The 24,549-nt window shown below is 59.1% G+C and carries 17 protein-coding genes; 9 read left to right on the top strand and 8 right to left on the bottom strand.

Annotated features, from left to right (window positions below; all coding sequences use genetic code 11):
- Positions 1 to 88 precede the first annotated feature (88 nt).
- Entirely contained in the window at positions 89 to 2,431 is a 2,343-nt protein-coding gene (locus ACR9YP_RS29860; protein WP_474221150.1) for a TonB-dependent receptor, read from the top strand.
- A gap of 564 nt (positions 2,432 to 2,995) precedes the next feature.
- On the opposite strand, the gene ACR9YP_RS29865 is transcribed toward ACR9YP_RS29860, so the two are convergent.
- Complete coding sequence (locus ACR9YP_RS29865; protein ID WP_438109375.1) at positions 2,996 to 3,163, bottom strand: hypothetical protein; 168 nt, start codon at positions 3,161 to 3,163, stop codon at positions 2,996 to 2,998.
- A gap of 656 nt (positions 3,164 to 3,819) precedes the next feature.
- Positions 3,820 to 5,145 (bottom strand): glycosyltransferase family 4 protein, encoded by a 1,326-nt coding sequence (locus tag ACR9YP_RS29870; RefSeq protein ID WP_438109376.1) that lies wholly within the window; start codon positions 5,143 to 5,145, stop codon positions 3,820 to 3,822.
- A gap of 738 nt (positions 5,146 to 5,883) precedes the next feature.
- Between ACR9YP_RS29870 and ACR9YP_RS29875 the strand changes: the two genes are divergently transcribed.
- The 3 genes from ACR9YP_RS29875 (at position 5,884) to ACR9YP_RS29885 (ending at position 11,612) form a co-directional block, all read left to right on the top strand.
- Positions 5,884 to 6,759, top strand: a complete 876-nt coding sequence (locus ACR9YP_RS29875) for a hypothetical protein (protein ID WP_474217729.1) — start codon at positions 5,884 to 5,886, stop codon at positions 6,757 to 6,759.
- A 12-nt stretch (positions 6,760 to 6,771) separates the two neighbouring features.
- Positions 6,772 to 9,267: a glycosyltransferase gene (locus tag ACR9YP_RS29880; protein WP_474217730.1), complete on the top strand. Its 2,496-nt coding sequence runs from the start codon at positions 6,772 to 6,774 to the stop codon at positions 9,265 to 9,267.
- 86 nt (positions 9,268 to 9,353) lie between these two features.
- Positions 9,354 to 11,612 carry a glycosyltransferase family 2 protein gene (locus ACR9YP_RS29885; RefSeq protein ID WP_474217731.1) on the top strand — a complete coding sequence of 753 codons (2,259 nt, stop codon included), beginning with the start codon at positions 9,354 to 9,356 and terminating at the stop codon, positions 11,610 to 11,612.
- Between the two features lie 60 nt (positions 11,613 to 11,672).
- Here ACR9YP_RS29885 and rfbD read toward each other — a convergent pair whose 3' ends face one another.
- Positions 11,673 to 12,623, bottom strand: coding sequence for a dTDP-4-dehydrorhamnose reductase (gene rfbD / locus ACR9YP_RS29890; protein WP_474217732.1), 951 nt, complete (start codon positions 12,621 to 12,623; stop codon positions 11,673 to 11,675).
- The gene (rfbC, locus tag ACR9YP_RS29895; RefSeq protein ID WP_438109383.1) at positions 12,623 to 13,177 is read right to left on the bottom strand and encodes a dTDP-4-dehydrorhamnose 3,5-epimerase; all 555 of its coding nucleotides are present in this window, start codon (positions 13,175 to 13,177) and stop codon (positions 12,623 to 12,625) included. The genes rfbD and rfbC overlap by 1 nt, the downstream gene beginning before the upstream one ends.
- A gap of 111 nt (positions 13,178 to 13,288) precedes the next feature.
- On the opposite strand from rfbC, the gene rfbA reads away from it, so the two are divergent.
- From rfbA to ACR9YP_RS29920, 5 genes are all read left to right on the top strand, one after another.
- Positions 13,289 to 14,167: a glucose-1-phosphate thymidylyltransferase RfbA gene (gene rfbA / locus ACR9YP_RS29900; RefSeq protein ID WP_474217733.1), complete on the top strand. Its 879-nt coding sequence runs from the start codon at positions 13,289 to 13,291 to the stop codon at positions 14,165 to 14,167.
- Positions 14,168 to 14,191: 24 nt separating this feature from the next.
- A complete protein-coding gene (gene rfbB, locus ACR9YP_RS29905) occupies positions 14,192 to 15,259 on the top strand; it encodes a dTDP-glucose 4,6-dehydratase (protein WP_438109384.1) in 1,068 nt (355 codons plus the stop codon).
- Positions 15,260 to 15,316: 57 nt separating this feature from the next.
- Entirely contained in the window at positions 15,317 to 16,180 is an 864-nt protein-coding gene (locus ACR9YP_RS29910; RefSeq protein WP_438109385.1) for a class I SAM-dependent methyltransferase, read from the top strand.
- 3 nt (positions 16,181 to 16,183) lie between these two features.
- Entirely contained in the window at positions 16,184 to 17,137 is a 954-nt protein-coding gene (locus ACR9YP_RS29915) for an alginate O-acetyltransferase AlgX-related protein (RefSeq protein WP_438109386.1), read from the top strand.
- A gap of 409 nt (positions 17,138 to 17,546) precedes the next feature.
- On the top strand, positions 17,547 to 18,470 hold the full coding sequence (locus ACR9YP_RS29920; protein WP_438109387.1) for a glycoside hydrolase family 71/99 protein: 924 nt from the start codon (positions 17,547 to 17,549) through the stop codon (positions 18,468 to 18,470).
- Positions 18,471 to 18,521: 51 nt separating this feature from the next.
- Here the strand turns inward: ACR9YP_RS29920 and ACR9YP_RS29925 are convergent, their stop codons facing one another.
- The 4 genes from ACR9YP_RS29925 to ACR9YP_RS29940 all read right to left on the bottom strand — a co-directional run bounded on the left by ACR9YP_RS29925 (position 18,522) and on the right by ACR9YP_RS29940 (position 24,537).
- Positions 18,522 to 18,806, bottom strand: coding sequence for a hypothetical protein (locus ACR9YP_RS29925; RefSeq protein ID WP_438109388.1), 285 nt, complete (start codon positions 18,804 to 18,806; stop codon positions 18,522 to 18,524).
- Between the two features lie 53 nt (positions 18,807 to 18,859).
- On the bottom strand, positions 18,860 to 19,960 hold the full coding sequence (locus tag ACR9YP_RS29930; RefSeq protein ID WP_474217734.1) for a polysaccharide pyruvyl transferase family protein: 1,101 nt from the start codon (positions 19,958 to 19,960) through the stop codon (positions 18,860 to 18,862).
- 130 nt (positions 19,961 to 20,090) lie between these two features.
- A complete protein-coding gene (locus ACR9YP_RS29935; RefSeq protein WP_438109390.1) occupies positions 20,091 to 20,534 on the bottom strand; it encodes a hypothetical protein in 444 nt (147 codons plus the stop codon).
- 40 nt (positions 20,535 to 20,574) lie between these two features.
- Positions 20,575 to 24,537 (bottom strand): glycoside hydrolase family 99-like domain-containing protein, encoded by a 3,963-nt coding sequence (locus ACR9YP_RS29940; RefSeq protein WP_474217735.1) that lies wholly within the window; start codon positions 24,535 to 24,537, stop codon positions 20,575 to 20,577.
- Between the last annotated feature and the right edge of the window lie 12 nt (positions 24,538 to 24,549).

Consider the following 24,549-nt stretch of genomic DNA (forward strand, 5'->3'; position numbering starts at 1 on the left):
GCAACGAGTTAACCGGTAAGCGCAGCCATCGCCAGCCGCCCGCTTTTGCTGGCGCATCGATTCCCGCGAGCGGGGCGTATTGGCTGGTGTGGTGCCCGCTCGATCTTGGTCTTTAGGTATGACATTGTTGTTCAATCGTCATACCGGCTTGCTACGTGAGTGGGCTGGCTTGGGTGCGTGCAGTGGTCATCGACTGTACCAGGTATTGTGCGGGGGCGTGTCAGTGCGTGGGGCCTTGTTGTTGCGGATATTTGCCGCCACCACTTCGTCCGTCGTGTGCGCGTTCCCGGCAGTGGCGCACGAAGTAGCCACAACAGCTAACTCCAATCAGCTTCCGCCCGTCACCGTCACTGCAGCCGGTGTGCAGCCCAATCGGGTCGCCCGGCCCAAACGGGTCCAAAATCGCGGGACGCACCGCGCTACCGCAGCCCGGTCCGAGCTGCCAGTCGCAGTCGGCGCCAACGACGTCACTGCCGGCGATTCGTCCGACAAGACCGCTGCCCTGCAGCCCACGGCCGTCAGCGCTATGAAGATCAGCGGCGCCGAAGTGAACGCGGTGCCGTTCGCGCGGGTCGGCGAGGCCTTGGAAGCCGTGCCCGGCCTGATCGTCACCCAGCATTCCGGGGAGGGTAAAGCCAATCAATATTTCCTGCGCGGCTTCAATCTCGACCACGGCACCGATCTCGCCATCAGCGTCGATGGTATGCCGGTCAACATGCCAACGCACGGTCATGGGCAGGGCTATGCCGACATCAATTTCCTCATTCCCGAGCTGATCCAGTCGGTCAATGTCCGCAAGGGTCCGTACTTCGCCGATGTGGGCGATTTCGGCACCGCCGGTGCAGTGGCGATCGACTACCTCAACAAGCTGCCGAAGAATATCGCGGAGATGACATTTGGCAGTTTTGGATATCGCCGTGGATTGGCGGCAGGCTCGACCGCCATCGGCGACGGCACGCTGCTCACGGCGATCGAGGCTACCAAATACAATGGCCCTTGGGAGTTGCCGGACGACGTACGCAAGATCAACGGCGTGTTGCGCTATAGCCAAGGCACCGCCACCGACGGATTTACGCTCACCGGAATGGCCTATTCCAACGGCTGGAATTCGACCGACCAGGTCGCGCAGCGCGCCATCGACCAGGGCATCATCAGCCGTTTCGGCACACTCGATCCGACCGACGGCGGCACCTCCAGCCGCTTCAGCCTATCCGGCAATTGGGCGCAGTCGAGCGCGTATGGGCAGAGCAAGATCAGCGCTTATATCGTGCGCTCGGATCTGGAGCTCTTCAACAATTTCACTTACTTCCTCGACAATCCCGTCAACGGCGACCAGTTCAACCAGCTCGATCGCCGTACCTTCGGCGGTTTCGATGCGCGGCACGCCTTCGACTGGCGGTTTGGCGGCTTGGTGACGCAAACCCGTGTTGGCGTGCAGAGCCGCTACGACGACATCCATGTCGGCCTGTTCAAGACCGAACAGCGCAATGTGCTCTCGACCGTTCGTGACGATCGCGTGCAGGAAGGCAACGTCGGCATCTGGACGGACAGCACCACGCACTGGAACGACTGGCTGCACACGACCGTCGGGGTCCGCGAGGACATCTTTGCCGGACACGTGCTGAGCGACACGCCACAAAATTCCGGCAATGCGCAGGCGACGATGGCAAGCCCAAAGACCGGCATCGTGCTCGGTCCCTGGTTCAAGACCGAATTCTTTGGCAATGCCGGCTATGGCCTGCACAGCAATGATATTAGAGGCGCGACCATCACAGTCGATCCAAACGACAAGGTGACGCCGCTCGAGCGCGTGCCGCTGCTGGTGCGCTCGCGCGGCGCCGAGCTCGGCATCCGCACCAGGGCGATCGAAGGCCTCACCAGCTCGGTCGCGGTGTTCGTGCTCGATTTCGACTCGGAACTGCTGTTCGTCGGCGATGCCGGTACCACCGAGCCGAGCCGGCCGAGCCGTCGCATCGGCGTGGAATGGACGAACAAATACAAGCCGGTGCCGTGGCTGTCGTTCGATCTCGACATTGCCTATACCCGCGCGCGCTTCACCGATTTCGATCCCGCAGGCGATCGCATTCCCGGTGCGCCGGCGTGGGTGGCGAGTGGCGCAGTTACCTTTGGCAGCGAGACCGGCTGGTTCGGGGCACTCAAGGCGCGCTATTTCGGCCCGCGTCCGCTGATCGAGGATGACAGCGTGCGGTCGCTGTCCTCGCTGATTTTCAATGCCCGGGCGGGGTATCAATTTGAAAACGGCGTGAAGCTGCAGCTCGACGTGCTCAATCTCTTCAACACGCAGACCAATCAAATCGAATACTATTACCTGTCGCGCCTACCGGGCGAGCCGATCGGCGGTTTCGCCGATCGCCATATTCATCCCGCCGAGCCGCGCGCCGTGCGGTTGACAATAGCAGCTCGGTTCTGACGGTCCGCTTCGGTCAATTGCGCCTTTTCGCTGATCGAATTGGCCCTAAGTACGGGCCGATCGTCCGAAGGTCGACGTGGGTTCTGAAGGCGCGAGAGAATGTCGTTTGCGAGCCGCGGCGGCTTCTGGGGGCACACCAAAAGCGAGAGCATCGTCCGGAACATCGGAATTGAATTTGACAACGCGCCCGCAATAGCAGAGCAGGTCGACCTCTGGACCGACTGGGCAGAGCAAACTCTGTCCCTCCATTGCAGCCTGCTTCAGGTCAGAAGCTGAATTATCAGGCTGAAGAACGGGCGGCCTTCGGCTAACTGCCCAGAAACTTATCGAACCCAACCAAGGCACCAAAAACGGCCGCAGTGACGGTAAGGAAGGCGACGAAATACCAAAGGCGATACATGCCGGGATAACCGGCTGATCGATGATTGGTTCATACCCGGCAAGCTCCTCGCCCGTCTGGTGATCTAGGCCGAGGATGGACGAGGAGCTGCAGCGTCGGTCCTTGGTCGCGCAACTAAGCTAAAAACGTGCCATGACAGTCCTGTCAAACTATCGGCCTCGCAATCAATGAATATTGAGTTTATCCAGCGGCGGTTGAAGTTCGGCCGCTCTCTCCGCGCGATCCTTCTTGCGGAACTCGTTTTCTTTGCGTTCGAACTTGATCATCTCCTGTTGGGCTGCTTCGAGCAGGCGATTGCGTCTAGCCGCGTCGTGCTGGGTACTGTCGGTCATGACCAGGTCCTTTTGCGGTCCCACTCCCAGACAAATCGGGAGACGGCGCCAAGCTTCGGTGCCTGAAAATTACGGATTTATGACGGCGGGAGATCAGCATGGCTGTTAGAAGAAGCGCGGCCGGGCTCGAAATAACTGGTCAGTTACCGCCGCCGCCCAGATCCGTCCGGTTTGGATCATAAAGTCAGGTTCGGAACTGATCGGCGCGATGATCCGAAACGCGCCTAGTCCGGACTCATGCGGCTCGCCGGAACCGGTGCACACGTCGTGCGCACGCCACCCTTCAACCGATTGAAACGCTTGAGCTCTCGCTCCAATCCATCATGGGCTAACTCGGGCTAAGCTGAGCAAAACAGAGGCAACATGAGCAACCTTCAAGAAGCGAGCGATATCGCCATAGGTTCAAGTCGAGAGTGCGTTGCCTCATTTCGTCATACATGTCGGAGCTGCGATACGCTCTTCAACGTTCCAGCTCGGCGAGAACTGTCAGCATGGGGCAAGAATTCTCGCGGAGATTGCGCGATCGCCCTTGTCAGGTGACGTGACAGGCAACCAGATGCTCGCCCCCTCCGCCGCCTCTTCGAGCGATGGCTCACTTTCGCCAGGCGCGTCCTGATCGGCAACTTGACAACGGATTAAGAACGACATCGACTGCATCACAGTTGGCGACCTGCCGGCATGTTGCGCGACGCTCGCTTGGCGCTCTTGGTCCGCCACTCAGAAACCGGACGCGCTGGCCAGAATACGCGCGGTGATGACGCGGCCTTTCCCCTCAGATCTATAAGGCGGCGCATTCGGGGCACGCAGACCTGCTCCGCGTCGTAATTATCGACAACATAGCGGCGGGCGCTTTCGCGGAGCACGGAAAATTTTGCCGGCTGCTCGAGCACTTCGACGACCCGCCCGGCAAGCTCGTTAACTGCGAAGAATGGGACCAGCAGGCCATTTTCGCCCGAATTGATGACTTCGCGCACCGGCGACGTGTCAGAACCGATGACGAGGCAGCCAGTGCTCATCGCCTCCAGCATCGACCAAGACAGCACGAAGGGGTATGTAAAATAGACGTGCGCCGATGATACCTGAAGGGCTGCAATGAAGGTCTGGTACGAGACTCCTCCCATGAAATGAACACGCGACAGGTCCAGGCGATCGCGCATCTCGTCAAGGAAGATCGACTTCCAGTTTGTGCCCGCCGGGGGCGGAAGTCCGTAGGATACGCCATCCCTGCCGATGATGACGATCTGTGCGTTCGGCCGCCGTCTCAAGATCTCAGGCAGCGCGCGCATGAAGATATGGTAGCCCCTAAGCGGCTCGAGATTGCGCGCGACAAACGTCACGACCTCGTCGGACGGTCGGACGTGCTGTCCATTCGGCAGCAGCAGGCGCGCCTGCTGATTCGGCCGCATGCGCGCCGTGTCGACGCCCTCGTGAATTACGTCGATCTTGCCCTGGTAATGTGCGGGAAACGTCGATTGCTGCCATTTCGTTGGCGAGATGCCCATCTCGCAATCCTCAAGCGCGAGCAGGGTCGTCGCATTTTTCAACTGGAGCCCGATGTGACCATCGAGCCCAGGCATTGGAAATTCCGGATCAAATCCGATGTCACGCCCATCGGCCCCGTAAAAAAATTCGCAATAGATCAGCAAACGTGCCTTGGGAAACATCGTACGCAACGGCAGCGTCTCGCCCCACCCGGGATGGGCGAGAATCAGATCCGGCTTGAATCCAGACGTCGCTAGACTCGAAAGACTGTACAGCACCTGTTCGGCACGCCGGCACTCGACATCGAAGCGCCGTGCAAATGGATGCGTTCCTGAAACGTCAGCGTCAGGAAGCGCGTATTTGATCAATCGTACGGACGGCATCGATCTTGCAGTCGATGCACCGACGGCTACGACCTCGAAGCCAGGCTCCTTGGCCAAAGCAGCCGCAATGTTGCGATACTGTGCCGGGAAATTGTTGTGAACGATTAGGATCTTCATCGACGCCGCTCTCGGCCCAGCCCCTCGTGGCATGCAATCAATCGGGAATGAATGCAAGCATGGGAGATATCTATAGCAAGAGTTGGCGACAGCGAAGCACGCAGATTCCAACAGGCAATTGAGTTCAAGATTTATCTGTTCTCGTCTTGCTCGCTTCGTGAGCAAAGGCGCCATCTGATTGAACAGACTCAAACCAATCCGTCATGACACGACTGTGTCACTCGTCCACAAGTTCCCGATGATTAAACTGCTGAAGTATCTCTTCGCCTCGAAGCTTTCGATATGCCTGACATTTTCCTGCCCCAAATTAGAGCGATTAAGTCCAAACGTATGCCACTTTGGGTTTTGTTCTCGCCACGCGAGTTTTTGATGATTGCTTTAGTCTTAGAGGCCCAAGTCCAAGCGCGCGGTGAGCCATCCGATGACGATTAAACACCCCCCTTTCGACCGTGAGTTGTGCAGCTGGCATCCTGACTTGATCGGGGTCGATGATATCGCGAATACCATCGCGCTGCTGAGAGACGAGAATGAAAGGCTCCGTCAAATCGCGGAGCTGCTCAGCGCAGAAACCGAATACATACGCCGATCTCTATTGCCGCCGGATTGGCGTCCTGCCGTTCGCTTGAGAAGCGTTCCTTAAGCCGTCTTGTTTGCGGACCGGTTCGTCAGAGCGACGCTCACGCAAGATCGTCAAGCGAGAAGAAACAATCTTTGGTTCATCGAATCTGATTGGGGGCAATGATGGATGATGTTGAGCAGCAGAAGGTCGTAAGTCTCGATCGGGGACTCTTCTTCGTGAGCTACAAGAGTGCGGACGATCTCGCTTCGCCGCCGCACGTGACGGTTGTACCGACGCAGGGACATGAAGGGCGCATGGAGCTCATCATGCATCCCGACGCAACGGAGCCGACGCTTTGGGAGCCGAATTCGGGCCTGATGGTCCGGGTCAACACACCCGGCACGTTGCAGATTCAGGTTCAGCCGATGCGACCCGGGGGATCGCGCGCGGCCATGGTTCGTATCGAACCGATTCAATCCGGCCGAGCGCCGCTCGGCGCGCAAAATGAGAGCGTGGTCATGCACGCAAATGTTGCAATGGACGGTCTTAAGATCCTCGGCCACGTCGCAGGTCGCGGCGATGTTGTCGTCGCGTCTAATGCTTGGATTGCAGGTCCAACGGCCCCATCGCGCATCGAAGGAATTGCCCTTGAATGGCCGGAGAAGCCGGCGGGTCTCGATATTCGCTATGCGGTCCAATTCCCCATTAGCCAGGCGGGGAGCGGCAAAATGGTGTCGCTCGGGACCTATGCCGGCACGCGTGGACGAGCCTTGCCGATTACAGGCGTCGTGCTGGAAATCAGTGGCGCCGGGGGATTCGAGTTCGTGGCGGAAGCGACGTTCTTGAACGCGCCGACCTTGCGCGCCATCGGAAAACGCGTCGTTCTGTCGGGGCCGACCAGCCGCGAGCCTCTGGTTGGCATTCGCATCGGCGTCAACCGGTTAGCAGCCCCAGACAATGTCGTCGTTCCCGCAAAACCGTCACGAAAACCGGTCGGCTCCAGCCGGGTCCGCGTCTTCCGCAGCCGGGCGCGCCAAGAGAGCTCCATCGGCTAGGGCAATCCGAAAATGGAGCCGCGTAGCGTGGGTGAGCGATCGGCTGGGTCGGACCACCATCGCAAGATTCCCGATGTTTCCTTCCTTGTCGGGCCTCACGCGCATATCGCGCTCGAACGCCTCGCAGCCGAGGCGTTGACCACGCAGGAGTTCGCGACGGCGCTCAAATACGCCGATCGACGCATTCGAGTTTCGCCTCCACCAGCAGCTCACTGCTTCGTTCTCCGCGCCGAAGCCGCTTGGAGGCTTGGACTTAACGAAGCTGCGCTGTCCGATCTTGCGCGGGCGCTTCTTGTCGATCCTTACGATGTCGGCGCCAACCGCCGGATGCTGGCGTGGGCTGTCGACGAACGACGACTGGCCGCAGCCGCTCAACTAATACGCCGCGAAGGCAATCCGGCCATCCTTCGAGCTGCCATCGCGGAGCTGCGGCGTGCCGGGGGCCGCCACTGGGCGGCCTGCTCTGTGTTCGACAATCACGTGACGGGCTGGGTCGCCTGGACCAACGCCCTTTCCGTCGAAGTTAGCCTTGCAACCGAAGACGGCACGCTGACGAGCATTCTCGAATCCAATCCGTTTCACCCCCTGGCGAGCGCAGATGTGCAGGCAACAACCTTCTTGGTTCGGCGGCCACCGTCCACTACAGCTCAAATCGTGACGCTGAGATGCGGCGAAGACGTCGTCCAGGTTCGACGCGTGGCGCCCAACCTCACCTCGACGATGAACCTCCGAGCCGCTCGCGATTCTTCCATCAGAATCGGACCGAACGTCGACCTGCCGACCGTTATTGTCCCCGTCTATGGGGATGCGCGGGCAACGATCGAATGCTTCGAGAGCCTCGACAAGGCAAGGCGTCAACGAAGGACTGGTAAGGACGCCTTTCAGGTTCTCGCCATCGACGATGCCAGTCCGGAAGTGGAGCTGCGGCCCCATCTGAGCGAGCTTGCGGCGGCAGGCAAGATTCGTCTCCTCGTAAACCCGGTCAATCTCGGCTTTGTCGGCGCGATCAATCGGGCGCTGAACGAGATCCAGAGGGGCGACGTAGTACTGCTCAACTCCGACACGCTCGTTCCGCCCGGCTTCGTCGATCGGCTAGCCAACGTGGCATATTCGGCGCCAAACATCGGAACCGTCACACCACTTTCCAACAACGGCGACATCTTTTCATTTCCAACGCCGAACGACGTTAATCCGATGCCGCGCTATGACGAGATTGTCGCAATCGACCGCGTCGCCAGCGCAGCTAATGCGGGGAAAGCGATCGATGTCGCAAGCGGCATCGGATTCTGCCTCTATGTTACACGGGCCTGCCTCGACAGTGTGGGCAAGCTCTCGGACAATTTCGATCGCGGTTATCTCGAAGACATCGATCTCTGCCTCCGCGCGCGGACCAACGGCTTCCGGAATGTTTGCGCGCCGTCGGTCTATGTCGGACATCACGGCTCGAAATCTTTTCAAGAGGAGAAGCGCGGTCTCGTGCTTCGCAATCTTAACTTTTTGGACCAGCGATTCCCGAACTACCGGGAGGAATGCCGCGCCTTTGAAATCGCCGATCCTTTACGGCCGGCGCGCGCTGCGCTCGAGCGTGCGCTGCCATGGCCCGCTGAGCCATCGGTACTAGTTCTCGCGGGAGCGCGGACCTGCCCTGCCGTGACCGACGCGCTGATACGCCATCTGCGCCTGCATGGCGAGCGCACGGTCCTGCTCTCGCGGGACGACAATGTGCTTCACCTCCGAGCTGCCGACGGAGGTTTGCCGCAAACCACGTGTTTGAGGCTCGACACAGAGGCAAATCTCGCCAGCGCTGGCGACATCCTGAGGCGGCTATCCCCAACGCGTGTCGAGATCCTTGAGCCAAACCCGCCGCCGCGGCTCATCGAGCTGATCCGGTGCCTCGATGTTCCGATCGATCGCTGGCTGATATCGGAGAGCATTGGCGAGATTGCTTCCCTGCCCTCCGGCACAACTCCACTTTTCGTTCCCAGCAAAATGGCAAAGGCCTATGCACAAAGCAGGTGGCCCGATCGCAAGATCCTGCTGCATGACTGGCCCACATGTTTCATGACACTGCCGCCAATCTCCGCCAATGACAAGTCCCTTGTAATCGTTCCCTCGACGCCAACGCTCGCATCCCTGCGTATGATAAACACATTGGCCGATCGTCTGTGGCGGCGCGAACCATCGCTACCGATCGTCGTTGCCGGGGCGACCTGCGGCGATGATCGCCTGATGTCACGGCCCAATATCTTCGTCACGGGCGCGATTGCCGCGGACGAACTTGGCGATGTCCTGAGACCGCATAATCCGGGCTGGATCCTCACCGATTTTGAGCAGCCCGTCTTCGGCCATCCTCTCGTCGAGACCGCCAGACAGGCGACAAGGCCAGTCGCCTACCGCGACTGGTCCGGCGGTGCGCTGAAGCCCCGCAAAGGCGACCTCGCCATTTCTGCCATTGTGAACGCGGCAGCGCTTGCCGATCTCGTGGTCGACTGGGTCGCGCGGTCCTGAGTATGTCGCGTCTCTCTCGCCACCCATCCGAATTGTCGATCAGACCAAAGCTCGTCAGCCGGCTTGAGCTCGCGCGCGATGGCACGTTGTCCGGCTTCGTCTACGACGCGCAGGCGCCGGAGCGCCGCTATAGCGTCGAGATTTTGCTCGACGGCCTCGTGTTCAGCACAACCTATGCCGACGCCTTCGTTCCGGAGCTTGCTGAACAAGCGCATCAGGCGAGTTGCGGATTCGCGATCACGATTGAGCCCGATCTGCTGCGCGCCGCACGCACCCTCGAGGCCCGCCTCGCCAATCTCGGCACGCCTGTCGGCCAACCGGTCGATTTGGAGAGCGAGTACGCAAATCGCGCCGATCTGCGCAAGACGTGCCAGTTGCGCTGGCTCGGCGGGCTGCATTTCCAGGGTTGGATCGATAGCGACTCCGCGCTCTTTCTGGAGGCAATCGTCGACGGAGAGGCCGTCGCCCAGGTTAATGCAACCGCCTGGACGCATGTTGGCGAAGCTGCGGCACACCGGAATGCGCGCGCTTTTGATTTCCACGTCCCGCAACGCTTTGCCGACGGCCGCGTTCACCGCGTTTCGTTGCGCAGGGAGGACGGTGAGCCAATTCCAGCGACGGCCGTCTTTGTCGCCTTTCCCGACGGCCTTGCCGGAATGATCGACGCGCTCGGCGGCTACGGTGCCGAGCGCCTGCGCGGCCAGCTGTATGATCAACTGATTCCCGCCTCGCTTCCGTTCTCCGACTACGTGAATTGGCGCGACCGCTTCCCGCTGCCGATCCCGCGAGTAAGTGCCCTTTCGCTCGCGGTCGTCGTCGCCGGCGCCCCCGGCGCAGAGCAAACGCTTGCCGCGCTGCAGACCCAGACCCACGAAAGCTGGACGGCAGGCGTCATTGACGGGGAGCTACTCTCCGTCGACAGCGACGCTCTGTTGGAGTTTCTGGACGGCGCCGCCTCCGATTCACATCACATCGTCATCGCGATGGCGGGTGTGGTGGTCGAGCCGAATGCTCTGGCCCGCATTGCCGCAGCATTCGACGCCTATCCGGATGCGATCGCCCTGTACGGCGACCTCGATTTTCTCGCCGAGGATGGCCGGCTCTGGCCGCTGGCCTTTCCTGCATTCGACTACGAAAGGATGCTGGAGCAAGGCTATTGTGCGCATCTGTTTGCTGTTCGACGAGACGCCCTGCTCGCCGGCCTTGAGGCCCGTCCCGACAATCTTTACCGCCTCTTCAACTGCCTGCTCGATCACGCTGGTCCACGTGAGGACAACATCCTTCATCTGCCGGGAGCACTGGCGACGCTTCCTAAACTCGATCGAACGTATGCCAGCCATCAGCTTGCCGCGGCGAGCCAAATGCACCTCGACGCACGTGCCGTCAGTGCCGATGTCACCCCGCAACAAGTTAACCTCTTTCCTGCGGTTCGAATTGGTCGAGCGATTCCGCGCCAGCGCGTGACAGTGGTCATCCCGACCCGAGATCGTCTCCCGCTCTTGCGCACCTGTATCGACAGCATCTCGCCGGCGGTCGAGTGCTGCCGCGCAGATATTCTCGTCGTCGACAATGACAGTGCCGACCCCAAGACGATCGCCTATCTTGCAGGCTTGGCGAGACGCGGCGTGCGGACTTTGCGGGTCGAAGGTCCCTTCAATTTCGCGAGGCTGAACAATCAAGCCGCAGCAACACTCGACAGTGACGTGCTCTGTCTCCTCAACAACGACATCGAGGCGAGTTCCGAAGACTGGCTCGAGGAGATGCTCACGCGGCTCGCCGAGCCTGATGTCGGTGCGGTCGGCGCGCTCCTGACTTGGCCTGGCGGCGTCGTTCAGCATGGCGGTGTCGTCCTGGGAATGAATTTCGCGGCGACTCACGCCTTTACCGACAGATTCGGTGATGATCCCGGGTTTCTCGACCAGCTCCTTGTCGCGCACCAATGCAGCGCCGTGACTGCGGCCTGCCTCGCAACCAGACGCAGCGACTATCTTGCCGTCGGCGGGATGGACGAGTTGCGCTTCGCGGTCGCCTTCAACGACGTCGACTATTGCTTACGGTTGCGCCAAGCGGGCAAGCGTATCGTTTTCACGCCGCATGCGAAGTTGGTTCACGCCGAATCAGCCAGCCGCGGGCGGGATGATCGCGCCGACCGGCGCAGCCGGTTCGAGCATGAACTTAATCTGCTTCGGGCGCGCTGGGGTGAATGGCTCAACGAGGACCCTACCTACAATCCGCAGCTCTCGCGCGACGGGATTCCCTACAGCGCCCTCGCCTGGCCGCCCGGGCCACGCGCCCCTCGCTACAATCATCTCAAACCGGCGCGCGACGTGCCGTTGGGGTTCTGAGGCGGCGCCTCATCGTCCTTCAGGCCGCCGCGCGCCCCCTTCGCTCGATCCGCCGTTCAGTCACGAATAAACTCGCTGCTGGAGCTGGCGCGCCGGCTCGGCGCGTGCTGCTTTTTCTTGCAAGGCAACGAAATCGTCGAGCTCGACCGATAACGCCTCCTGCCAATTCGGCATGGTCACTCCAAACTGTTTCTTCAGGCGCGACAGGTCGAGCCGTGAATTGCCGGGCCGTATCGCCTTGGTCGGGAAATCGGCCGTGGCGATCGGAATGACGCTTTCAACCTCGAGTCTTAGGCCGCGCGACCTCAGGCCGGCGACGATCGCGCTCGCAAAGCCATGCCAACTGGTCTCGCCGGCGCAGACGAGATTGACGACGCCGCCTTTGCGCGCAAAGAGCTCATTAAGGTTCGACAAATTTGGCAGCACGATATCTGCAATGGCGTTGGCGATCGTCCTCGCAGTGGTCGGCGCGCCGATCTGATCAGCAACGATGCGCAGCTCTTTGCGCTCTGCCGCAAGCCGCGCGATCGTGCGTAGGAAGTTGGCGCCCTTGGCGGCGTAGACCCAAGAGGTACGTGCAATCAGATGCGGACCGCCTGCTGCGCAAATGGCGGTGTCACCGGCGAGCTTGCTTGCGCCGTAGACCGACAACGGCCCCGTTTGACTATCCTCGTGCCATGGCGCCTTCCCGGAGCCGTCGAAGACGTAGTCTGTGGAAAAATGCACCAGCGGTACGCGACGTTTCGCAGCCCATTTGGCGATCACCTCGGGTCCCCCGGCATTGATGCGGAATGCGAGCTCGCGCTCGTCCTCCGCGCGGTCCACGGCGGTATAGGCCGCGGGGTTGATGATGAGATCCGGCTGGAACGTGTCGAGCGCCCCGACGAGTTTGTCAGGCTTCGACAGATCGAAATCATTGAGGTTAGGCGCGATGATTGTGCCGAGTCGAGCCAGGACTGGTTGCAATGCACCTCCGACCTGCCCGCCGGTTCCCGTCAACAGTATCCGCATCAGACTTGCCCATACAATGGAAGGTTTTTGATGTCCGCAAGCAGCGGCGCGTCCGCGTCCTTGGCCGAGAGCGACGGCTTTTCGATACCCCAGTTGATACCGATCGCCGGGTCGTCCCAGCGGATCGAAACCTCGTTCTCCGGACTATAGAAATCATCGCATTTGTAGAAAAAGTCCGCGGTCTCTGAGAGCACCAGGAAACCGTGCGCGAATCCCCGCGGAACCCATAGCTGCCGCCGGTTCTGCTCGCTCAACTCGACGGCAACGTGACGTCCGAAATTCGGGCTCCCGACGCGGATGTCGACGGCGACGTCGAGCACCTTGCCCCGTAGCACGGCGACCAATTTGCCCTGGGTAACGGGATTTTGCAGATGCAGACCCCGCAGCACGCCGCAGCGCGAACGGGACATGTTGTCCTGCACGAAGGGCCGCGTGATGCCGTATGTGATGTAACGAGTGAATTGATAGCTCTCGACGAAGAAGCCACGGTCGTCGCCGAAGAACTTGGGCTCGATGATGAGCACTTCAGGAAGCTCGGTCCGGATCACATTCATTTTCGTAGCACTGCGAATTTTTGCCGACCGACACCGGTGTTTCGGCGTCGTCACTAACTTGTACTCTTCACATTATATGTTATGGTTGTGATAAGTAAACTGTGAGGAGCAATGAAAGGCATCATTCTCGCAGGCGGCACCGGCTCTCGCCTCTATCCCGTGACGACCGTCGTCTCGAAGCAACTTCTGCCGGTCTTCGACAAACCCATGATCTACTATCCGCTCTCGACGCTAATGCTCGGCGGAATCAGGGAAATTCTGGTCATTTCCACGCCCCAGGACAAGGCGCTCTTTGAGCGGTTGCTCGGTGATGGCAGCGAAATCGGCCTACATTTTTCCTACGCCACGCAGGAGACGCCGCGGGGGTTGGCTGACGCATTCATCGTCGGGCGTGACTTTATCGGCGACGATCCGGTGGCCCTAGTGTTAGGAGATAACATTTTCTACGGGCACAGCCTGCCAGGAATGTTAACAAAGGCATCCCTGCGCAATAAGGGCGCCACCATCTTTGGTTATGTCGTCAACACGCCTGAGCAATATGGCGTGGTCGAGCTCGACCAGGCCGGTCGCGCGCTTTCGATCGAGGAGAAGCCGAAGCAGCCGAAGTCCAACGTCGCGGTCACCGGGCTCTATTTCTACGACAACGACGTCGTCGACATCGCCGCGCGGATCAAGCCATCGGCACGCGGCGAGATCGAGATTACGGACGTCAACAAGGCCTATATGGAGCGGGGCGATCTCTATGTCGACGTGCTCGGTCGCGGCTTTGCCTGGCTCGACACCGGTACGCACTCCTCGCTTGTCGAAGCCAGCCATTTCGTCCAGATCCTCGAGCAACGCCAGGGCCTGCGCATCGCCTGCCCCGAGGAAATCGCGTTGCGACAGGGCTACATCACGGTTGAAGCGTTCGACCGGGTGGCCGCGAAGACCGCAAAGAGCAGCTACGGCGAATATCTACAGTCCGTCGCACGCGCGCACAGAGCGGCCTAATTTGCCGCACGGAGTTGATTGATCATGCGTTTGAAGGGGTTGACCATCTTCGTGACGGGCGGGGCCGGCTTCATCGGTTCCGCGGTCGTGCGCTACCTCCTGCGCAACAGCCACGCACGCGTCGTCAACATCGACAAGCTCACCTACGCCGCAAACCTCGATTCCCTCCCCGGCGCGACCGAAAACCTCCACTACGCCTTCGAGAAGCAATGCATCTGCGACGCCCCGGGACTGCGCCGGCTGTTCGAGCACTATCAGCCCGACGCTGTGTTGAATCTTGCCGCAGAGAGCCACGTCGACCGCTCGATCGACGGCCCCGGCGAATTCATGCAGACCAATATCGTGGGGACGTTCACACTGCTCCAGGAGACCCTACGCTACTGGAGGACGCTATCTCCGGACAAGCGGGCGCGGTTCCGCTTCCAGCATATCTCCACGGACGAAGTGTTCGGCTCGCTTGGCGAGGAGGGCTTCTTCACGGAAGCCACGCCCTACTCGCCCAATTCACCCTACTCCGCAAGCAAAGCTTCATCCGACCATTTGGTGCGCGCCTGGCATGAGACCTACGAGCTGCCGACGCTCCTGACCAACTGCTCGAACAATTACGGCCCCTATCACTTCCCTGAAAAGCTGATCCCGCACATGATCATCAAGGGCCTGGCCGGAGAGCAGCTTCCCGTCTACGGCGACGGAAAAAATGTTCGAGATTGGCTCTATGTCGAGGATCACGCCAAAGCCCTCACACTCGTGCTCGAGCACGCAGCCGTCGGCGAGACCTATAATATCGGCGGCCGAAACGAGCGCACCAATCTCCATGTGGTTGAAAGTATCTGCGATCTCCTCGACGAGATTAGTCCGAGTCAAAGCGGGCGGCGCCGCGATCTCATCACCTTCGTCGCCGACCGCCCCGGCCACGATCGCCGCTACGCGATCGACGCCTCGAAGCTCGAACGCGATCTCGGCTGGCGCGCGGAGGAGACTTTCGAGACCGGCATCCGGAAGACCGTGCACTGGTACGTCGATCAACAGCCGTGGTGGCAGGCGATCCTGGAGCGCGGATATCAGACCAAGCGGGTCGGACTCGCCCAGTAGGTCTGAAAGAGGCGGCATTCTGCCTCAAAACCCGGCGTTTTCTCAATCGAGGACGAGATGCACAACACCGAGATCAACAAGATATATGAGACCTATGCGCCTCTTACCGACCAGGAATGGCGGTCCGATCTGGTCAGGAGCATCAGAGAGCCTTCGATACGGGGCATCGCCTTCCCCTCATTTCCGTCAGCGGACCTGCAGCGCCATCTGCAGGGAAACTCGAATGAGATGGCGATCAGAGGTGCGCTCAGCTTTCGCGAGCACTGCGTCGGCGTCTTGAACGCCAACGGCGCCTCCCTCTCCAAGGACAGCATCCTGATCGACTTTGGAACCGGCTGGGGCCGCATCGCGCGCGCTTTTATGAAGGATGTGCCCGCGGCGAACATCTACGCGATTGAACCGTTCGACTTCATCGTCGAAGCGCGCAAGGCGAACAGCTATATCAGCTTCGTCAAAACCGATCCGTTGCCACCGCTCCCGTTCCGTGACGGATTTGCGACCCACTTCGTCACGTGGTCGACTTTTTCACACTTTAACCAGCACTATTTTGATCGGTGGATTTCCGAAATTGCCCGCATTCTCAGACCAGGTGGCATTTGCTTCATAACGACTCTCGGCATTCGGTTCTTGGAGGACCTGAAGGAAGCACACCGAAAAAAGATCAATGGTCAAGAGATACACTTCTGGATAGATCTCATTCTGAAGCGGCTTCCCCATGACGCGATCGACACCGCAATAGCGGAAGTCAGGTCCGGCAATTTCTTTTGGCTGCCCTCGGACTCAGTGGCACGCAGTGAGTTTGCAGAATGCTTCGTAACGGACAGATATCTCTCCGATAAGTTCTCCAATCTATTCGCTGTCATCGACTATGCTGATCACGGACAGTTAGCCCAAGATTGCATAGCACTGAGACGAAAGTAGAGCGTGGTGCCGCAGCTCTCAAAAGACGTTTTCGAGGGAGACGACGGCCATCTCTTCCTGGTCGGTGGCAGCAACGACGTCGCACGTCTTTTCTCCGAATCCGACCACAATCTCCAATTGATCTGTTCTGCATGGAAAGCTCTCCTGACCAGCAGAAAGAGAGCTGCTACGGATAGAGGAATCAAATATCTTCATTGTTTTGTTCCGGACAAACTCTCGATTCTCAGGACGAAGGCACTCGCCGTCACAGCTCAAATGAGATTTCCAGCCGAAATCCTGGAAGAAAGCGATGATGCCGAGTTGCGCGGGATCTTGGTGCCGCTAACCAAGTATCTCAGAAAGCAGGCAGGCAACTACGAAGTATTCCATCGGACCGATACTCATTGGACGGTGGAGGGCTGTTTCAGCGCCTATCAGATGCTGTGCTCTTACATGGTGATACCGCAAAAGGCAGATCTGATCATGCGGAACGCACCAGCCCGCGAGGGTAGCTGGGATCTCGGCTCTAAGTTGACGCCAAAACGGTCCGAGACGATCCGGTTCGGACGTTTTGGCATCGGAGCATCCCGGGTCGAGGCCAACGATATCGTGACCGCGCGTGAAACCGCCCAAGTGCCGAACGATCTGTTACTGCACGTCGGATCGATCGTCGAATATCGCAATGAAAGACACCCTCTGGCGAAAGTGCGGATGCTCGTGTTCGGTGATTCCTTTTTTGAGTATCGGCCTCATATGCTCACCGGAATGTTTGCCGAGACCGTCGATGTCGTGATGTTTGTCTGGTCGGCCGCCATCGACTGGAAATTGGTCGACGAGTTCAAGCCGGATATTCTCCTGACAGAGATTGCGGAGCGATTTGTCCGCGTCATACCAATGGATGACATCGATATCAGGCGCCATGCAACCAACAAACTTCAGTCTGTCTTGCGTTCGCAGTCCGAACGGAGAGCATCATGACCTGAAACGGGAACCGCGCATGCCTCCAAGCGTGGAACAAACTCCCGTGGCGCGAGTTCTTGTCCCTCACGTCTACGAGTCGTGTGCAGCTTGTTCTGGAACGATCAGCAGCTGCGTGGATGTCCTCCGAGGCAAATGAATGGCCCCACCTATCTGGTCGTAACAGTAGATGTCAGCCATCTCGTACATATCAACGCGTCGGACTCTTCTGCGAGCGTTTCTCGCCAGCCTTCTGCTTCCCACCCGCAGTTACGCAAGAACTCGATGCCCTATCTTCGGAGCCATAAGGTGGGACGCACAATACTGCGACACGAGGGGGGAGCCCTGTTATGAAGAAGAAAAAGCTCTGAGTCCCCAACGCTGGCAGTTTCGTGCGCCGCTCCATAGCCGTCTGACTGATTCCAAAACGTTGCAATTCAACGCTACCGAGGCCTCGTTCGACCAAGAGATACGGGTCGCTCATGCGGCCGGTCTCGGCTATTGGGCATATCTAGCGTACGGCAGCGATGGTAAACTGGACCTCGCGCACTCGATGATGCAGGGGCTGAAGTACCATCGTCGAAGCGGCATTGCCGATCAGATGAACTATTGTCTGATAGCGACCTTGGACACGCTAGGTCGCGCTAACGGATTCGACGAAGCGACAAAGCGCATTCACGGTCTCTTTTCGGACCACAACTACCAGAGAACGCAAGACGGCAGACCGCTTCTGTTCCTCTACTACCTCGATGCCCTATTGCCCTCATACTGGAATGGTTCGCTCGCCGAACTCGGGAAATCGCTGTCTCACCTGCGAAATCAGGCGACTTCTTCGGGTGGTAGAACTCCCTACATCGTACTTCTGCACACACCACCTGCTACAGCTGAAACGATCCGAAAGCAGATAGGCGCCGATGCCGTTTCGGCATATGGGATAAATTTCGGGCCAAACAGGTCTGGCACTTATCCCGAGCTCCAACGACACGTAGAACAATATTGGGAACATGAGTTGGCCCACACCTCGGGCAGTGTGGTGCCGACCGTCATGGTCGGCTGGGATTCGCGACCGCGAAAGGAGACCCCTCCCGCTTATGACAAACGGGATTACACGCGCATCGACAAGAGTGCGCATGTCGCGATCGCAACCCCTAGCGAGTTCTCTTTCGCCTGCCGACAGGCGTCGCGCTTCATGTCGAACCATCCGGATCGATGCCCCTATCAGATTGCGCTGATCTATTCCTGGAATGAATACAGCGAAGGTGGAGCACTGGCCCCGACCTTGGGTGATCCGTCCGCCTCAATGTTGAGAACCGCGAGCGAGGTTCTGAAGGCTTGTCGCGCGGGAGAGAACTAAACATCACACGCGCTCCAGGTCCAACGACGGCACCCGCGATCAGCCTCGGCCTTACAAATCAGATCGTACGATAGCAACAACTTGAAAAATATTGGGTAACGCGTCGATGTACCCGGCAAGGAAGCGGTCACTCGTCACTGCAAGCACACGCTTTCCGCTTATGACCGGCTGTTCGATCTGGAACGACGGATCAACCGCAATGGCACCGCACGGCATCATTGCCATGACACCATTTTGGTATCTCAGTCTGGAGATCCCGTTCAACCATAAGGGACCACGATAAGGCTTTACTGATTTGTACTTGATGCCGGAATGAGTGATCAGTGCATCGGTCACTCTGGACGCGCTTACATGCCCGCTGCAGTCCCGGGATCTGAGGCTAGAGACGGTCAGTTCCTGACGATGAGTTTGTTAGCCGAGAGAAATCGCGTGTATGCTGGATAGAGCCCTTGATAGCGTCGCGCGAGACTGCCGAGCCCAACACGACTATAGAGTTGCGCCACATCAATTTTATCAAGATCAACGATGGAGACGAATGGCATACCCAGGAACCGACACATATCCTCGGTCCTTGTATCGTGACAGATGACAAGAGCAGGAACGCCGCGTTGTAGAGCGGCCATGCAGCCGTGAAAGCGACTCCCGAACACGAAATCATAGTTCTGAACGGTATCGAGCCAGTCATCCACGTCGAAAAAGACCCGCACGTGATCGGCCGCCCACTTCCGCACGTCGACCTCGGGGGCGACGTTCGCCAAGAATGTTGAAATTTCCTTCAACGCTTCTTCAGAATTCCGAGCCTGCTTGTCTGCCAACCTGATTTCGGCCTGCTCGCTTTGAGCAACGAAATCCGCTTTCCAGACTATTCCCGTGCCGTAGATTTCGCGCACGAGCCGGAGCATCCTTTCCTTGTCGAACGAATGACCGACGACGTCTCGCGACGCGTTGATGGAAAGGCGCTTGACCTCTTCAAACGGCCGCCGAGGGATGTTCATGCCGTGAGGTCCTCCCATGTAGTAGGAAGGGCATCCGGTCACAGTCACATTGTGCACACCGCGAAGCGCGAGAACTTCTTGGGTGTAGGGGCCGCGAACGCCGATGCTGACGGCTCTTTCGGCAATAACTTTTACGAACCGCTCGGTGCCAGGCATCAAGCTTATGTTCGGATCGTAGTTGTTTGATTGAGCTCCGAGACCAACTACCGCCACCGGCAAGTCGGCGCGCTCGATGTATTGCGCCATGCCGCCCAAATCGAATTGTGGAAACAGAAAGTTGGCCGCCGCAACGGCAATCATGTCGAAGCGCTCATGCACTTCCCTGGGGTCGATACTGTGATCCCACGAGAGGTCGTCGTAGACGATACGATCAAGCAGCCCGCGCGCAATCAACTGGTTCCCGGTATTACCTCCGGTCTTCGCCAATTTTGACATCGGATCTTCGCCAACTTCCGCAGAAAAGCTCGGCGTTGCTCCAAGCAGAAAAATTTTCACTGTGCTCCTCCGGAGGCGATATCGATCCTAAACCAATCTGTAGCGCGCTTATTCCCACCCATATTGCTCTTGACCACCATCATCCAAATAACTTTGCGGCCACAACAAGGATCGTCACCGTATCTTCATCCTACCTTCCCCTGATCGCTGATTTCCATTGCGCCGCCTCTCCCTCGTAGTCAGCCGCCGGCGATCGCCCTTCGCCGCCACCAATTGAAAGAAAGTGTGCTTCCGCAGATTTTACTCGACCATCCCTTACGGCTGCCGCGACGTCGGGATATTTGCCGAGATACCATTCGGCATCCACGGCTGGCCCTCCTCCACGGCGGCCCTCAAAGTAGCCGAAGCCTATGTAGTGCAAGTGTGCACTCTCGACCTCCCCACGAGAAACCGCTTTTGCGACGTCGGGATTCTCCCGCAAATAACCGTCCCCGTCGAACTCGGCAGCGGCTATGGCGATCTGTAACAACAGCTTGAGCAAGCCTGCCGGCACGTTGACATGGCCGGAACCATCCAAAGCGGATTTGTCGAGGTTTAACGCGCTCATCAACGATTCAGCAGAAGGTACAAACATCAAGTCACCCCAAAACGCCCATTAGTTGCAGTCACCACGATCACCTTTCGCCCGCAGCGCGCGACGCAGCTTTTGCTGTCCGCTTCGGCTTCTCAGCGTCGGCGGCTGTTGCCAGCAATTGCGCCGACACTTCCTGGAGATAGGAGGCCTGGGCTCCGAGTTCCCGCTCGCCAAAGCCGATCCGCTCCCGAGCCAGACGGTGTATGGCGTCGATCTCTTCGATGTGCTTTTGCGCTTTCAACGAATGGGTGACGCTCGCCGCATGGCGGCGGTGAACGTTGAGTGGATCCGCGATATAGGCGATTTTCGCGCCCTGAACCTCAAGGGCCTTGAGATAGAGCAGCCAATCGCCAGCCATCCGGAATTCACTAAGACGGTCATGGCAGGCATTGAGCGCGCGCAACAACGCCTCTCGGCGCCACAGGACCGAGCTGACATTCAGGATCGTATTCCGGACGCCGAGGTAGCGGGCCACGAAATCGCGACCATCGAACACCTCGGTCCGCGACAATGCGCCTGGCTCTATTGTAGCGTAATAAGGCTTATAGCTCGCATAGAGATGGGCGCCATCGGCATCGATGGATTTGGAGTCGGTGAAGCCGAACGCGATGTCGGGGTCACCGCTCATCAGCGCCAGCAGGCTCGAGATGAAGGTCGGCTCCGAGAGATCGTCGGCCTCAGCGATCCAAAGGAACTCTCCCTTCGCCATCTCTGCAGCCTTGGCCCATTGCGCGAACACCGAGCCGGAATTCTGTTCGTTGATCACGAGCGTCAGATCGCGCTGGCGCTGATCGGCAAGCTTCACGATGACGGAAATGCTGTCGTCGGACGAGCAGTCATCGAGCACGATGACCTCCTCGACCGGATGGTTCTGGTCGAAAATGGTGTAAAGCCGCTCCGGCAGGCAGTGCGCGTAGTTGTAGTTCGGCACCGCAACCGACACGGTGGGTAGTGACGGAACGGCAAGCCGCCAGAGATCGCGGACATAGTCCGCAAATGCGAACTTGGTCTGAATGATTTCCGTCATGCGAGTACGCTCGGCGTCCGATGGCGTCGAGCGCAGAAGGTTCTCCACGGCCTGCGCCATCGCCGGCACATCGCAATAGGGTACTACGCGACCGACGTTCTCCTTGAGAAGGAAGCCCGGGATACCGCCAGAGTCCTGGAACGCAACGACGGGCACGCCGACGCTGAGCGCCTCCAGCGCCACCGTCGGAAACGGATCCTCGCGCGAGGTCAGCGCGTAAACGTCGGACGCGGAATAGAGGCCCTGCATGTCCGAACGATAACCGGCGAGATGAAAGTGGCCCGTGGCCTCAGCACGCTTGATCTCCGGCCCCAGCCATTCCTGGAGGCTTGGATCGATGCCGCCGGCCCAGCAAAAATGGACATTTTCATTGTGTCGTCGCACCAAGTTCCAGACTTGCAGAAACAGATCAAAGCCTTTTCGCAGGTCGGCATAGCCGACGCCGAGCACCATCTTGTCGGCAGCCGCAACGCCAAATTCCTTGCGAACGAGCCCGGCTTCCGTCGGCGCCGGCTCGATCTGCTTGTAACTGCCCTGCGCGCGAATGAGGAAACGCTCATCGGTCCCATCAAGCCCAAGCGCTTCGACGAGCTTGTCGCGCACGAAATCCGAGGCGAACACCACACGATGCGCACTCCCAATCGCCGCCCGCGCGAGCTCTTCCAGGTGCTTCTCGTGCAGGATCCGCGGCAATTCGTGGACCAGGGAAACGGTCCGAAAGCCCATTTCGACGAGGAATTTTGCGGCGCGACCGCTCGCGGCCGTGTTGGCGATCGCCGCTGTAAAGCCCTTTTCTCGAAAATGTCGTAGGGTCGCAGGGATCTCGGAAGCCTGCTTGAGTACGGTGAGCGGCGCGACCGAGGCGTATTCGGCTTCCATTGCTCCGCCCTGAAGCAGCAGAAAGTCGATCTCGATATTGAAGCCGCTGCGCAGCGTCTTGCCGATGTTCAGCAAGAGATGCTGCGCGCCGCTGGGGAACGCATCATGTCCAACCAGCAGAATCTTGGGCACTGACAGGTCGCGGGTCAGACCAGTGGCCGCGCGCGCGGTGGCATTCAGGTAAGCCGAACCGAAGTGGAGATCGGGCTCGAGATACGCGCCCTCGCACCATTCGTTCCAGGCGTTGATACAGACGAACGATTCACCGAAAAAGGTGTGGGTCTGCGCTTGCTCGACCAGCGCCGACAACCACGCCTCGTATTTCTGCGGGGTCGAGCCCTGGATCACGAGGCCCGAGCCTTGCCGGCGCGCATCGTTGTCCCAGCTCGGCACCACCGTCTTGATCAGCGGAAAATTCGGACGCGGCTCGTCAAGCGAATATTTGGCGACGTCGTCGTAACTGTAGATCTGCCCCGCATAAGTATCGTCCAGGATCTTGGCTTCGGAGTTCACCAGCGGCACGTATTTGGTAAGCTTGTGCGGCGGAAATTCGATCGCGCCGTCCATGCCGTTAACAGTTGGATCGTAATCATCAAAACTCTGGCTCATGATGATGATCGGATCTTCGTTGAATTTCTTCGCGAAGATCGCGCGCCAGCGCGCGATGACGTTTGCCGTGTCCGGAATGAGGCGCGGCCGATAGATCATCAGGAGCGGACGGCCCTGGACACGGATGTAGCGTTTGTCCTTGAAGTGCCGATTGAAGTCCGACAACAGGCGCTCGTCATCGTCGGACAGGTAGTCCTGCGAAATCAGGACCTCGCCCTCCATGCCGTCCCACCGCCGCGTCCAGTTCTCGTTGGCCCACATCAGGCAGAACGGCATGTTGATATCGCGCGTCTTCAGGAATTGCTCCAGCGGCTTTTCCAAGAGGCGCCTGCCGTTGAACCAGTAGTAGTAATAGACGAAACCGTGGATGCCCGCCGCCTTGGCGAACTTCGCCTGCTTGCGCATGGTTTCGATGTCGGCGAGCGAGTAGAAACCCAGGTCGCGCGGAATCCGCGGCTGGTAGTGATCCTTGAATCGAGGTATGCCGCGCGCGATGTTCGTCCACTCGGTGAAGCCGGTGCCCCACCATTTGTCGTTCTCAGGGAAAGCGTGAAACTGCGTCAGATAGTAGGCCAGCACCTTGGCGCGCGGTTTTGCGCCGGCCGGCAATGGACGCAGTTCCTCGAACAGCGAGCTCGGACGGGTGAACCGCTTGATCTCGGCTGGAATCGTGGCTTCGTTCTCCGGAGGTGACGGATAGATGCCATCCTCGTGGCGATGCTCGAGATAGTGCAGAAGCGGATTCTGGTCCGTCTTACCCCTGAAGTAGCGCTGAATGTAGAACTTGGTGTCGAACTCTGCCGACGGGTTGCGCCCTTCCTTATAGCCATGAAAGATGAAGTGCTCGAACGGATCGACGCCGGCCGCTGCGACGTCCTGATAGGTCTGACGATAATATTGCGCGTCAAATTCCGGGATCGGGCTGAAGGGGCCCAGGCGGTTCTTCAGATAGTGTGCGAGCGGGCTCTCACCTTCCGGAATGCCGTACTTCTCCCGATACCAGGCCGGCTGAAAATAGGGGCTTGGCCGCCGCCCATCGCGCTCGCCGACCGTCGCATAGTGCAGGAACGGATGCGCCTCCGCGTCCTGCACATCGGGATAGGTTGTGACGTACCAGATCGGGTCGAAGATCGGATTTGGCTTACGACCTTCCCTGTAGCCATAGAGAAAGAAATGCTCGAACGGATCGGCGCCGACCGCGATCACGTCCGGATAACTCGCGGCGTAGAAATCCTCGTCGAACAGACCGAGGCCCTTGAGGGTGCGCGCGGCATCTGCAAGGTCGACGGCTGGCGCTGGCTGCTCGACCTCGCGCGGCGGCTCCGTCTGCCTGCTCGCCGGTCCTTCGGCGGCGAGCTCCTTCGCAGAACTGTTTACTTTTGTGGCGCCCGGCTCTGACCTGGATTGCAGCCTTGCGGCAGCACTGCGCCTTGCCCGAGGTTCTCTCTGACCGGCGTCGCGCGCGAGCTTCGAAAGGAAATCAGCCATTGTTACTCATTC

This window comes from Bradyrhizobium sp. BR14999 (assembly GCF_056106085.1).